Origin of the sequence: Hyalangium minutum (assembly GCF_000737315.1) — a bacterium.
Lineage (GTDB): Bacteria > Myxococcota > Myxococcia > Myxococcales > Myxococcaceae > Hyalangium > Hyalangium minutum.
Map to the genome: position 1 here is coordinate 121260 of NZ_JMCB01000020.1, position 13494 is coordinate 134753.

9 protein-coding genes are annotated in these 13494 nt (G+C 69.6%); 4 read left to right on the top strand and 5 right to left on the bottom strand.

The window, feature by feature from the left end:
- Nucleotide 1: 1 nt before the first annotated feature.
- Nucleotides 2-3988, bottom strand: coding sequence for a serine/threonine-protein kinase (locus DB31_RS36950; protein WP_044196993.1), 3987 nt, complete (start codon nucleotides 3986-3988; stop codon nucleotides 2-4).
- 149 nt (nucleotides 3989-4137) lie between these two features.
- On the opposite strand from DB31_RS36950, the gene DB31_RS36955 reads away from it, so the two are divergent.
- Nucleotides 4138-4566 carry a hypothetical protein gene (locus tag DB31_RS36955; protein WP_157232353.1) on the top strand — a complete coding sequence of 143 codons (429 nt, stop codon included), beginning with the start codon at nucleotides 4138-4140 and terminating at the stop codon, nucleotides 4564-4566.
- Nucleotides 4567-4650: 84 nt separating this feature from the next.
- On the opposite strand, the gene DB31_RS36960 is transcribed toward DB31_RS36955, so the two are convergent.
- A complete protein-coding gene (locus DB31_RS36960) occupies nucleotides 4651-6243 on the bottom strand; it encodes a M4 family metallopeptidase (protein ID WP_240487082.1) in 1593 nt (530 codons plus the stop codon).
- A gap of 244 nt (nucleotides 6244-6487) precedes the next feature.
- Here DB31_RS36960 and DB31_RS36965 point away from each other — a divergent pair, with 244 nt between their 5' ends.
- Nucleotides 6488-7255: an MBL fold metallo-hydrolase gene (locus tag DB31_RS36965; protein WP_044196997.1), complete on the top strand. Its 768-nt coding sequence runs from the start codon at nucleotides 6488-6490 to the stop codon at nucleotides 7253-7255.
- A gap of 24 nt (nucleotides 7256-7279) precedes the next feature.
- On the opposite strand, the gene DB31_RS36970 is transcribed toward DB31_RS36965, so the two are convergent.
- Nucleotides 7280-8788: a cation:dicarboxylate symporter family transporter gene (locus DB31_RS36970; RefSeq protein ID WP_240487084.1), complete on the bottom strand. Its 1509-nt coding sequence runs from the start codon at nucleotides 8786-8788 to the stop codon at nucleotides 7280-7282.
- On the opposite strand from DB31_RS36970, the gene DB31_RS49325 reads away from it, so the two are divergent.
- Both DB31_RS49325 and dusA read left to right on the top strand, forming a co-directional pair.
- A complete protein-coding gene (locus tag DB31_RS49325; protein ID WP_157232354.1) occupies nucleotides 8787-8954 on the top strand; it encodes a hypothetical protein in 168 nt (55 codons plus the stop codon). The two genes, DB31_RS36970 and DB31_RS49325, sit on opposite strands and share 2 nt — an antisense overlap.
- Before the next feature lie 82 nt (nucleotides 8955-9036).
- A complete protein-coding gene (gene dusA / locus DB31_RS36975; protein ID WP_044197183.1) occupies nucleotides 9037-10035 on the top strand; it encodes a tRNA dihydrouridine(20/20a) synthase DusA in 999 nt (332 codons plus the stop codon).
- Nucleotide 10036: 1 nt separating this feature from the next.
- On the opposite strand, the gene DB31_RS36980 is transcribed toward dusA, so the two are convergent.
- On the bottom strand, nucleotides 10037-10258 hold the full coding sequence (locus tag DB31_RS36980; protein ID WP_044197001.1) for a hypothetical protein: 222 nt from the start codon (nucleotides 10256-10258) through the stop codon (nucleotides 10037-10039).
- Between the two features lie 266 nt (nucleotides 10259-10524).
- A complete protein-coding gene (locus DB31_RS36985; RefSeq protein WP_044197002.1) occupies nucleotides 10525-13473 on the bottom strand; it encodes a DEAD/DEAH box helicase in 2949 nt (982 codons plus the stop codon).
- Between the last annotated feature and the right edge of the window lie 21 nt (nucleotides 13474-13494).

Here is a 13494-nt window from a genome sequence, read left to right on the forward strand (position 1 = left end):
GTCACTCCGGAGGCGGGCGCAGGTCTTCACCCCAGCGCTGGCGGGCCAGCTCTCGGGTGCGGGTGTTCTCGGGCACGTGGCGCAGGTAGCGCTCGCGGGAGGCTGTGTCCGGAATGGCGGCGGCCCGAGCGTTCAAGCGCTGCAAGGCGTCGCGCAGGGCTTGCTCTCCCGAGGCACCGTCTCCCAGGGCGAAGCAGGCCTCGGCCAGCACTTGGAGCAGCCCTATCCGGGCCATTCCCTCCGCCCCCAGCGTCTCCAGCTCCCGGAGGGCGAGCTCCGCCAGTTCGCGGGCCTCGGCCGAGCGGCCTTGGCGCAGCAGCGCCGCGCTCCACCTCCAGCGTGCCTCGCAGAGAAAGGGCGGGAAGGGCGCGAGGATCTCACATGCCTGGCGGGCATGTGCCTCGGCCTCGTCCAGCGCTCCCTCCGCCGTGGCCACCTGCTCCAGCACCCGATGTGAGAGCCCCAGGTGCACCTGATTGCCCGTGCGGACCTGCACCCACTCCAGTGCCAGCGCCCGAGCCTCCTGCCGATGGGCCGGCTCCGGGCTGGCGGCCAGCACCAAGGCCAGGTGCTCTTGCGCGAAGGTGACGCCGAAGTGCGGAGACACCCGTAGCGCCAGGGCCACAGCCTGACGCCCCTGCTCCACGGCGGCCTCCCCATCTCCCAACACCTGGTGCGTCAGCGCCATGCGCGCCAGGGCCGCGACCTCGCCTCGCTCCGCGCCCACCTCTCGGCAGGCCTGGATACCCTGCGCGGCCCAGCTCAGCGCCTGCCAGGGTTCTCCCCTCAGATACAGGGAGCGGAAGTTGTACTCGAGGCCCCTTCTGCCGCGCACCACGCCGTCCCGGGCGATGACGTCCTGCCCGGTCCGCTCCAGCCGCTCGAAGCACGCCTCGGACTCGGCGAGGCAGCCCAGATAAGAGGTCATCGTCCCCATGAAGCAGAGGGACAGATAGTAGGCGTTGCGCGCCTCGGGCTCCGGCTCGGTGGCCAGCAGCAGCCGGCACAGCGTGAGCAGGTACTCGCGCTGTCCACCGAAGCCGCTGCCCAGGCTCAGCCCGTCGATGAGCTTGCACCACCGCACGCTGCCCGGCTTCATCTCCGGCTGCACGGGACGGCCCACCTCGAACATGGTCGCGAAGTCGCTCCGCCAGAAGGCCGTCGCCGCCCGCAGCGCGCGCAATTGCACCGAGAGCTCTCCCGAGGGATGGAGGGCCATGGCCGCCTCGATGCACCGCTCCGCGCCCGGCATGTCGTCGTGGTCGAAGAGCCGCTCGGCGGCCTGGAGGTAGAAGCGGATGGCCTGCTCGGGCTGGTGGCCGAGCCGGGCGTGCTCGGCGAGGATCCGCGGATCGCTCTCTCCCCGCTGCTCCAACCATTGCCCCGCCTGCTGGTGGCCTCCCGGCTTGTGGCTGTCCGGCACCAACCCGTAGGCCGCATCCCGGACCAGGGCATGGCGGAAGCGGTACTCGTCCTCGCCCGGGAAGCGGCTGGAGGGCTGGTGCTCCACCCACTCCTGCTCCACCAGTTGCTGCAGCCAGTGGCTCTGCTCGGCGCCCGTGAGCTCTTCGCCCAGCAGGGCTTGCACCGCCCCTACCCAGAAGGTGCGCCCCAGGATGCTCGCGGCCAACAGCACCTGCCGCGCTCTCGCCTCCAGCCGCCCCAGGCGCGCCTGGAGCATGGCCAGCACGGTCTGTAGCGCCGCCTCTCCTCGCCCCTCCGCCGCGCCGCGGATGAGCTCCTCCAGGAGGAGGGCATTGCCAGCGGCCTGCTCCACCAGCCGGTCAATGAGCGCATCGGGCACCTGCGGGCCGAGCACCTCGCGCACCAGCCGCGCGCCCGCCTTGCGGTTCAGTCCCCGGAGCGGCACCTCTTGCAGCCGCTGCGCCCACAGGCTCGGGAAGAGCTCTTCCACCTCGGGCCGGGCCAGCGCGAGGACCATCAGTGGCTGCTCGGCCAGCTCCCGCAGCGCCTCGTCGATGAGCCGGACGCTGAGCGCATCGCCCCAGTGCAGATCCTCTAGCACCCACAGCACGGGCTGGTGGGCGCACTCCTCGCGCAGGAAGGCCACGAACGCTCGGCCCACCAGCGTGCTCATCAATTGCGGATCTCCCCGGGCCACGCGCAGCCGGGGGCTCTGCGTGTCCGGGAAGGGAATGCCACACAGCTCCCCGAGGAACTCGAGCGTCTCCTGCGCCTGCGCCGCGGGCAGGTGACGGCCAAGGTGCTGGGCCAGCAGGGCCCGGCGGGTCTCGAGGGGCTCGGTGCCCGTGATGGCGCAGTGCCAGCGCAGCGCCTGCCCGATCAACCCATCGGCCGAGCCCGCGCTCATCGGATCGCCCCGGCCCACCAGCACCCGCACCGTGTGCCCCTGGTGCTCCAGGCGGCGGAGGAACTCGTGGCGAAGCCGGGACTTGCCCGTGCCCGCCGGAGCCTTCACCAGCACGGCCTGCGCCTGGGGCTCCTGCACGCAGGTGTTGAAGGCCAGCTCCAGCAGGGTCAGCTCCTGCTCGCGGCCCACGCACGGGGTCGGCTTGCCCAGCAGGGGCCGCGAGGCGTCCGCGCCCAGGGTCTCGCCGAGCAGCAGGAACAGCTCGGGCTGCGGCCGGGCGAGCTGGAAGCCAGAGCCCAGCAGCCCCGCGGTGACTTCATCCAGCATCACCCGGGCCGAGGAGTCCGAGGGCAGCGACTCCATCTGGCGCAGCAGTTGGCCCGCGCGGTCCATGGCCTCGCCCACGGGGACGTGGGGCGCGAGCTGGCCCCGGCCCGTGGTGAGCACGACGGCGGCCTCGGCCCAGCGCTCCTGGATGAGCAGGGCACAGCGCGCCGCCAGGGTGGCCGGATCCGTGGCGGAGCCGTGGGTGGCCCGGAGGGTGGCCACCAGGAAGCCATTGGCGAGCAGCTCCACCTGGGCACCGTGGGGCGCTAGCAGCGTGCGGAGCGTGTCCCGGAGCATCCGGCGCGAGTCTTCAACCTCGGGCCCGGGAGGCTGAGCGGCCGGAGTGCGAGGCGCGGCCAGCAGGACGCTCACCAAGTGTTGCTCGGAGCCCGTCAGCGGCAGGGGCGCGGTGCCGGTGGACAGTGCGGGTTTGGAATCAGGCCGCAGGCGGCTCTGCAGGGAGTCCAGGGCCGCCAGCAGCCCGGAGGCGTCGGGGAAGCGGCGCTCGGGCGCCTTCGCCAACAGGCGATGGAGCAGCTCCTCCAGGGCTGCGGGCAGCTCCGGGCGCAGGGTGCGCAGGCCCTCCGGCTCGGTGAAGAGGATCTTCGCCAGCGCAGCCACGAAGTGGGGCGCGGAGAAAGGTGGCCTGCCGGTGAGGCACTCGTAGAGGACACAGCCCAGGGAGAACAGGTCGGCGCTGGGCGTGAGCGGCGCTTGAGCGGAGATCTGCTCCGGCGCCATGTAGCCCGGAGTGCCGAGCACCATCTGGCTGGCGGTGAGCGCCATCGAGGGCACCTCGTGACGGGCCAGGCCGAAGTCCAACAGGACGACGTCCTCGGGGCGCCCCCGGCGCAGGAAGAGGTTGGAGGGCTTGATGTCTCGGTGGATGACGCCGCGCTGGTGGGCCAGGGCGAGTGCCTCGGAGGCCTGGCGCAGCAGGGCCAGGGACTCCGTGAGGCTCAAGGGCTCGCGTGCGAGGCGCTGGGCCAGGTTCTCTCCCTCCAGCCACTCCATGGCGAGGAAGGGGCCGGCGCCGGGAGTGGAGCCATGGGCGACGTAGGAGACGATGCCCGGGTGGCGCAGCTGGGAGAGGACGGCGGCCTCGCGAGAGAAGCGCTGGAGGGCCTCGGCGCTCTCGACGTGGAGCAGCTTGAGGGCCACGGGCTGGCCGGAGACGGAGTCGGTGGCGCGGTAGATGGTGCCCATGCCGCCCTTCTCCACGAAGGCCTCAAGCGTGAAGCGCTCGGCCAGAAGCGTGCCGGCTGGGAGTGCCTCCGTCCGGGGCGCGGGGGGCGCGGGCCGAGGAGAAGGTGGGAGGGTGCTGGCCATGTAAGAGAAGAGAGCCGGTTCAGGCTTCAGGGGGGCTTACCCCTGACAGCCCACTTGCGCCACCCGACAACCGCTCCCCTCGGCTGGCTGTTCCCTGCGAATGCGAGAACTGGATTTAAGTGTTATACAGGTATTTCCGGGAGATATTCATGTCCGACAGTTCTTCGACGAAGAGGGCGCACCCGCGCCGCGCGGCCTTGGGTGGGGTGGTGCTGCTGGGCGCTTGGATGGTGCTGGTGGCCCCCAGTGCCTGTGGTGTGACGGCGCAGGACCCGAGCGCTTCGCTGAGCGAGCACTCCGCGGACCTGGGGATTGGCGTGGCGGAGCCTGCGGAACCCCTGCCCACGGAGCCCCTTCCCGCAGGGGATGGGGGCGTGCCCTGGCGAGGCGAGTGCACGGCGGACTCGGACTGTGATCAGTCCGCAGCTGCGGCGCTATGCGGCGAGGACACGGAGATGTACTGCAAGTTCTTCAAGAGGAAGGATGGTGGGCCGGCCGACAAGGGCACCTGCGAGTGCCGCGTGAAGACGGCCACGCCCACCCCGATCGATGCCGGTGTCATCGTCATCATGGACTGACACCGCCCCGACGCTCCCAAAAGACACCCGCGCGGCCACCTTTAGAGGCAGCCGCGCCGGCGGAGACTTCTCTGCAGCTTGGGATTACTGGCCGGAGCTCACCGTGTAGGTGACGCCGGAGTAGGCCGTGTAGCCCTTGATGAGGACGTAGTACGTGCCCGCCTTCGGCGCGTTGATGATGCACGACTCGGCGGTGGTCGCGCCCGCGGAGCGGCAGTCATAGGTGGTGGTGGTGGGCGCGCTGCCGAAGCGGACGTACAGGTCGGCGTCACCCGTGCCACCAGCCATCTGGAACTTCAGCGCGGTCGCACCCGCCGGCGTGGCGGTGGTGTAGTTCGTGCTGCTGCTCTTGGCGCCCGACACGTTGTTGAGGGTGGTGAGCACCGTCCAGGTCGGCGGAGCGGCCACGCCCACCGCGGTCCAGGCCGCGTTCACCGAGGCGGCGGCAGCCGAGCCGTACAGGTCCGTGGCCGCCTGCGCGGTGGCGCCGCGCGCGTCGGAGAAGGTGCTGCCCGCGGTCAGGTACACCGTGTTGGCCCGGTAGAAGATGGCCGCGCCCTTCTGGATGCTGAGGGTCGGGTTGGAGTCCAGCGGCGTCACCACCGTGGTCGTCTTGCCGCGCGGGTGGCTGCCGCCGGAGACCATCAGGTAGAAGGCCAGGTTGGCGATGCCCGAGTTCCAGTGCACGCCGCCGTTGTCCGAGGTGCCCGTGTAGCGCGTGGGGTAGTAGTCGTAGTCACCCGCCAGCGCCGGGTCGTTCATGTAGCGCAGCGCATCGCCCGCGGTGCCAGGCGTCCAGCACTCCTCGCCCACCTTCCAGGTGTTCGCGCTCACCACGCCGTCGCGGAAGGCCTCGATGGAGGTGCCGAAGACGTCGGACATGGCCTCGTTCAGGGCGCCCGACTCGTTCGCGTAGACGAGGTCCGACGAGGTGTCAGTGACGGCGTGGGTCAGCTCGTGGCCCACCACGTCGAGCACCGTCAGCGCCGTGGACTGCGAGCCGTCGCCGTCGCCGTACACCATCTGCGTGCCGTCCCAGTACGCGTTCACGTAGTTGCGGCTGTAGTGCACGGTCGAGGAGAGGATGCCCCCGGTGCCGTTGTAGCTGTCGCGCCCGAACTTGCTGAAGTAGAAGTCGTACACGAAGCCCGCGTTGTCGTGCGCCTGGTTGGCCACCGCGTCGCTCACGGGGCCCTGGCCCTCGGAGCGCAGCAGCGTGCCGGGCAGCGAGGTGCGGGTGGCGGCCGTGTACGTCTTGCGGTTCTTGGCCGTCTTCAGGTTGTCGTACGAAGAGACGAGCTCACCCGACTGCGCGTCGATGAAGAGCACGGGCAGTGAGCGCTCGCCCTTGGCGTTCACGGTGTCCATCTGCACGCGCCACGTCAGCCGGCCGACCTTGTCCTGGGCGAGGATCTGCAGGTCCGCCTTCGGGGTCGTCTGGCTGAGGGACTCCTTCTGGTAGCCCAGTGCCAGCTGCACGGCCTCGTTCGAGCTCAGCTTCGCAGTGGTGTCGACCTTGAGGTCGCGCTCGAGCCGGTCGGTGACGGCCTCGACGGCGCCGTTCTTGTCCAGGTGGAGGATGGCCTCGCCGCCGAACACGGGAATGCCATTGAGGGTCTGCTGCACGCGCTCGTGGCCCTTGCCCAGGGTGTCCACCAGGCCGCGCTTGAAGTGCACGTCGCCCGCGCCGCGGAGGAACTCGGGGCTCTGCGCCTTCAGCGAATGCGCATGGGGGATTTCCTCCGGCTTGATGGCAGATCAAGCGCATTCTCGTTTTATGATAAAATGAGATTAACAGTCAGGAGGTAGAATTCCGTTGTTCTGGAAGCAGGCTGGGAAGATGCCTTGCCACCCTCTGAAGGAGTCCGCACCCTGAGCCGGTGAAAGCCCAGGGCTCTCAGAGCCCGAAGAGAGGACCCTCATGCGCTCGGTTCGGTCACTTGCCTTGGGAATCGTGCTGACGCTGTCCGCGTGTACATCGTCTCCAGAGGTGGTTGATCCTCCGTCCGAGCCGACCCTCTCGGGAGACGCGGTGGCGACTTCGCAGGGGGATCTGATCATCCACCCCGTCAATCACGCCACCTTCGTCATGCAGTGGCAGGGCAAGCTGTTCTACGTGGACCCGGTGGGGGGCGCGGAGCGGTTCACGGGACTGCCGGCGCCGCAGGTCATCTTCATCACGGACATCCACGGCGACCATCTGAGCGCGGACACGCTGAAGGCCCTCGTGCAGACGGACACGGTGATCATCGCGCCGCAGGCCGTAAAGGACATGCTGCCCGCGGAGCTGCAGGCGGTGACGCAGGTGCTGGCCAACGGAGCGACGACGAGCGTGGCGGGCGTCGGCGTGGAGGCCATTCCCATGTACAACCTCACGGCGGACCGCCTCCAGTACCACACGAAGGGCCGGGGCAATGGCTACGTGCTGACGATGGGAGGCAAGCGCATCTACATCGCGGGGGACACGGAGGACATCCCGGAGATGCGGCAGCTGCGCGACATCGAGGTGGCCTTCATCCCGATGAACCTGCCCTTCACGATGACGGTGGAGCAAGCGGCGGACGCGGTGCGCGAGTTCAAGCCGAAGATCGTCTACCCGTACCACTTCCGCGGAAGCGACATGGACGCGTTCACCCGGCTCGTGGGCACGGACGCGGGCGTCGAGGTGCGCGTGCGCAACTGGTACTGACCGGCGCGCATAGGCCGGGGCGGCTCAGTGGCTTCCCGCGGGAGCGTGCGCGGTGCCATGGGCCTCGGCCGCTTCGTGGTGCTGCTCATCGAAGGGGAGCGCGCCCGCGAGCACCTGCTCGGCGCGAGGCTTGTCGAGCTCGCGCGTCCACGCGCCGATGAGCACGGTGGCCACGGCGTTGCCGGCGAAGTTCGTCAGGGCGCGGGCCTCGGACATGAAGCGGTCGATGCCGATGATGAAGCCCACGCCGTCCACGAGGTCTGGCCGGTGGGACTGGAGGCCGCCCGCGAGCGTGGCGATGCCCGCCCCCGTTACGCCGGCGGCGCCCTTCGAGGCGATGATCATGAACACCAGCAGGGAGATCTGCTCGCTGAGCACCAGCGGCTTGCCGAGCGCCTCGGCGATGAAGAGCGAGGCCATGGTGAGGTAGATGGCCGTGCCGTCGAGGTTGAACGAGTAGCCGGTGGGGACGACGACGCCCACGACGGGCCGGGAGACGCCCAGGTGCTCCATCTTGGCGATGAGCCGGGGAAGGGCGGTCTCCGAGGACGAGGTGGAGAGGATGAGGAGGAACTCGCGGCCCAGGTAGCGCAGGAGCCGGAAGACGGAGAGGCCCGTGGAGAGCTTGAGCACGGTGCCCAGCACGCCGAAGACGAAGATGAAGCAAGTGACGTAGAAGCCCACCATGATGACGGCCAGGCTCTTGAGGGCGTCGATGCCCGTGGCGCCGACGACGGCGGCCATGGCGCCGAACGCGCCGATGGGGGCGGCCCACATGACCATCGCCAGCACCTTGAAGACGAGGCGCTGGAAGTAGCCGATGGTGCGGAGGATGGGGGCGCCGGACTCGCCCATGCCCTGCACGGCGAAGCCCACGAGCAGCGCCACGAACAGCGCCTGGAGCACCTCGCCGGAGACGAGCGGGGACACGAGCGTGGAGGGGATGATGCCGAGGATGAAGTCCGTGGTGCTCCTGGCCTCGCCGGTGCTGGCCTTGGCGCCCGCGCCGCGCAGGGCGTCGGTGAGCTGGAGCTCCGAGCCAGGGTGGAGCAGGTTGCCCACGACGAGGCCAATGGCGAGCGCGAACGTGGACATCGTCACGAAGTAGCCCAGCGCCAGGCCGCCGACGTGCCCCACCTTCGCGGCCTGCCGCACCGAGCCCACCCCGAGCACGATGGTGCAGAAGATGATGGGGCTGATCATCATCTTCACGAGGCCGACGAAGCCGGTGCCCAGCGGCTTGAGGGACTTGGCGAACTCGGGGGCGGCGAGCCCGACGATGACGCCGGCGATGGCGGCGATGATGACGGCCGCGTACAGGTGGTGCGATTTGAGCCAGCGCTTCCCTTGGGGCGCTTGTGCCGGAGCTCCGTGCCCGCTGGTGATCTCGCTCCCCATCACGTCCCCTCGCGTTGGTGCGGGCGCCACCATATGCGAGCCGGAGGCTGCCGAGCGAGCGCGCACCCGGGCTACCGGATGGCCCAGGTGACTGCACAGGTTGTCGGTAAACGAGCCTGCGAGGACCGACACCATGAACTCCAAGCCCTTCGGCAACACCCAGTACAAGTGGCGCCCCATCCAGCCCAAGAAGATGGGGAACCCGGTCTCGAAGGTGACCCTGGTGGCGGGCAAGCGGATTGGAGGCGCGCTTCGGGCGGAGCAGGCCCGCCAGCAGAAGCGGCGTGACACACGGCGTTAGCCCTGGCCGGAGAGCAGGCCTGGGAGAGGGCGCCTGTCTGAGAGAAGGGGTGGGCGAAGCCGGGAAACCGAGGTAGATGCGTCTGATGCTGTCCTATCCTATGCCCCTGTGTGTGGCTCCGATGATGGATTGGACGGACCGGAACTGCCGGTTCTTCCACCGCCAGATCAGCCAGCACACGCTGCTCTACACGGAGATGCTGACCACGGGCGCCGTCATCCATGGTGACCGCGAGCGGCTCCTGGGTTTTTCGCCGGCGGAGCATCCGGTGGCCCTTCAGCTGGGGGGCTCGGAGCCCGAGCAGCTGGCGCAGGCCGCGCGCATTGGCGAGGAGTGGGGGTACGACGAGATCAACCTCAACTGCGGCTGCCCGAGCGACCGGGTGCAGTCGGGGCGGTTCGGCGCGTGCCTGATGGCGGAGCCGGAGCTGGTGGCGCGGTTGGTGGGGGCGATGCGCGAGGCGGTGCGCATCCCGGTGACGGTGAAGTCACGGCTGGCCATCGACGAAATGGAGGAGTGGCCGACGATCTTGAACTTCGTGAAGCAGGTGTCGGCGGCGGGCTGCCAGCGGTTCATCATTCACGCGCGCAAGGCGTGGCTGCAGGGGCTGAGCCCGAAGGAGAACCGGGACGTTCCGCCGCTGCGCTACGAGCTGGTGCACCGGCTGAAGGCGGAGTTCCCGCACCTGGACATCAGCTTGAACGGTGGGGTGAAGACGCTGGACGCAGCAGCGGAGCACTTGCAGCACGTGGATGGGGTGATGATTGGCCGGGCGGCGTACGAGAACCCGTACATCATGGCCGACGCGGATCGGCGGTTCTTCGGCTCCACGGCGGCGCCGAGGGACCGGCACGCGGTGGTGGAGGCGATGCTTCCTTATATGGAGGAGCGCCTGAAGCAGGGAGCACCGCTGAGCGCCATCACCCGGCACATGCTGGGGCTGTTCCAGGGACTGCCGGGGGCGCGCGCCTGGCGCCGGTACCTGAGCGAGAACGTGCACAAGCCCAGCGCGGGTCCTGAGGTGGTCACCGCCGCGCTCGCGCAGGTGCGGCGGAACGGTCCCGCCGAGGCTGCAGCCTGACTTAACCGTTGCCCATGAGGTCCGAGAGGCGCGTGACGGTCAACGCTCGATCGAACCACTGGTCGAGTGTCTCCAGTTCGGTGCATCCCAGGATGCGCTGACGGGTTCCGTCATCCACGGGGATGCCCCGCTTGGACAGAATGCGCAGCACACTGTCGGCACGTCCTCGGGCTACACCCTTCATCCATCCCTGCTCGATCAGGTCCTCTGCGATGGTGGTCATCCACTCCTCCGCTCGCTGCCCTGGGCTTATCCCCAGTGTCGTGATCAATGGGGTTATGTAGCCAACTTAGTAGGTAGGGCAGCCCGTTCAAACTCCTAGGGGAGGAACCTGTACCAGTGCTGTGGACATTCAAGCTCTGTCGCCCTGGAGCCGACCCGTTGCAGCCCTGTTCGGAAATGTCGGGACTTTTTAGGCCCCAAAACCCCCGACATTTCCGAACAGCATGCCAGGGGACAGTACCGACAGGGACTGGGCTTGCGCGCCCGTCAGGCGAACAGCTCGAGCAGGTCCTCGCGGGTGATGGCCGTGGCGGCCGCCGCTTCGCTCAGGGCGGCCTCGAACAGGGCGCGCTTCTTCTCCTGTAATCCGAGGATGCGCTCCTCCACCGTTCCCTGCGCTACCAGCCGGTACACCATCACCGGACGCTCCTGTCCGATGCGGTGGGCGCGGTCCGCCGCCTGCGCCTCCACCTGCGGGTTCCACCACGGATCCATCAGGAACACGTGGTCCGCCGCCGTGAGGTTCAAGCCCGTGCCGCCTGCCTTCAGCGACATCAGCATCACCGGCGCGCCCTCGGCGGATTGGAAGCGAGACGTCACCTCGCCGCGGTTCGGTGTCGAGCCATCCAGGCGCTCGAAGCCAATCCCTGCGCCCTTCAGCGGCGCCTCGATCAGGTCCAGCAGCGAGGTCCACTGCGAGAACACCAGCGCCTTGTGCCCGTCCGACACCGCCGTGGTGAGCGCCTCCACCAGCGTCTGCACCTTCGAGGACGTGTTCGCCTGCTGCCCTGGCACGAGCGCCGGATGGCACGCCGCCTGGCGCAGCCGGAGCAGGGCCTCCAGCGCCTTGATGACGCTGCCACCCTCGCTCAGCAGCGCCACCACTTCCTTGCGCGTCGCCGCCATGATCGCGTCGTAGACCGAGCGCTCCCGCTCATCCAGCGACACGTGCATCACCGACTCAGTGCGCGGCGGCAGCTCGGGCGCCACGTCCCGCTTGAGTCTCCGCAGCACGAACGGGCGGATGCGCCGCCGCAGCCGGTCCGCCGCGTCGGCCTGTCCCTCCGCGATCGGCCGCGCCACCTTGTCCTCGAACTGCCGACGGCCCCCGAGCAGCCCCGGGTTCGCGTAGTGCATCAGGCTCCAGAGCTCCTCCAGCCGGTTCTCCATCGGCGTACCACTGAGCGCCAACCGGAAGTTCGCCTTCAGCCCGAACGCCGCGCGCGCCACCTGGCTGTCCGGGTTCTTGATGGCCTGGGCCTCGTCCAGCACCACCGTGTCCCACGTGCGCCCCGAGAGCGCCGCCGCATCCAGCCGCAGGATGGCGTAGGTGGTGAGCGTCACGTCGGCGGCTTCGTCCAGCGTGCGGCCCGGCCCGTGGTACGTGCAGACCTTGAGCGAGGGACGGAAGCGCTGCAGCTCCGCGGCCCAGTTCGGCAGCACGCTCGTCGGGCACACCACGAGCGAGCCACGCCCCAGCACGCAGATCGTCTGCAGCGTCTTTCCGAGGCCCATGTCGTCCGCCAGGATTCCGCCCAGCCCCGCGGACCGCAGGAAGCCCAGCCAGCTCACGCCCTGCTGCTGGTACTGGCGCAGCGTCGCCGTGAGGTCTCCCGGCAGCGACGGCGGCGGGAGCTTCTCGAAGCCCTCGATCATCGGCGCGAGCTTGTCGAGCCCCGGCGGAGGCGGCTGCTCCAGCGTCTCGCACAGCGCGCTCAGCTCGGGCAGCGCGTGGTTGGACACCTTGCCATCCGCCTGCCGCGCGGCCAGCAGATCCGCCACGCGCTGGCCATTCTTGTCCAGCCACGCCCGAGGCAGTGGCGCCCAGCCTCCGCCCTCCAGCGGCACCAGCCCCAGCCCCTCCGACCACGCTCGCACCACCGCCGCCGCGTCCACCGTCTGCGGCCCGCCCTTGCCGCCCTCCACCTGGAACTCGAGCGTGAAGCGCACGTCGGGAATCCCTGCCCCCGTGGCGCCCGCGTCCACCTTGAGCAGCGGCTTGAGCCGGACGTCCGGGCTCACCAGCCCCGCCGCGTCTCCCGTCAGGTCTCCACGGAAGCGCCGGAGCTTGTCCGCCCAGCGCACCATCTCCGGGCCTGCCACCGTCAGCCGCCGCCCAGGAACCAGGTTCAGCTCGTCCCGCAGCTGGTGCACGAGCCGCTGCTCCAGCGCCTCATCGCGCAGCGGCACCGCGCCTCGCAGATACACCATGCGGCCGTTGTCGATTCGCACCGACGGCGGCGCGCCATAGACGAGCGTCGGCAGCACCGACAGGCCCGCCTCCAGCTGCTGGAGCTCCAGCTGGATGCGCGGCTTCAGGTCGCGATCGATGGGCGGCAGGCGCTTGCTGCGCACCTCGATGGGAAGCCGCCGGGCCAACTCCGGGAGCACCTTCGAGGCCACCTCGCCAAGCTGCTCCGCCCCATAGGTGCGGACGAGCGGCAGGCTCTGCAGCCACGGCCCCGTCATCGACATCTCGCCCAGGCGGGCCAGCGCGTCGCCGGCCAGGGCCACCCCCGGGCTGAGCACCTCCACGATGCGAGGATCGCGCGTGATGGTCACAACGAGCTGCGCCCCCCGGTCCTCCACGACCGCTCGGGGCAGGACGGCCTCCTCCGAGACAGCCACGGGCCGTCCATCCAGCAGCACGTTGCGCGCGGGCTGGAGCGCCGTGAGGAGCGCATCGAGCTTCTCGGGCGAGAGCGCCCCGCGCAGGCGCCGCTCCAGCAGGCGATCCGTGACCAGATCCGCCTGCTCCACCTGCAGCTGCGCGGCCTGGGCCGGCTGGGACATCAGTGCGGCGAGGCTCCCCTCCAGGGGCTCCTCCTTCCCCTCCGCGTGTGCGAGCGTGCGGTGCAGCTCCAACCCACCAGGAACCCGGGTGAAGTGGTACACGACGCGAGACCACCGGCTGGCGGTCGTCACCATCGGCGTGTCCTGCGTCTCCGCCTGCTGGAGCGAGATGGCCGCCGCCACCACGTGCTCGCACGGATCCACGCGGCCCGGGCAGTCACACTCCCAGGCCTCGTCGCCTGGATACAGGACGACCGTGAGAGGCACCGAGCGACCTGCGGCTCGCACCCTCATCTCGATTTCAGTGGCGGAGCGGGACTGGAGCGCCACGGCCCCCGAGCGAGCGAGGTTCACTCCTTGGGACCAGATGCCGGGGCGGGCTTCCTTCCGAACGGCTTCGAGCAATTGAGCGGTCGCGGACATGGGCAGGCGTTCCCTACGCTG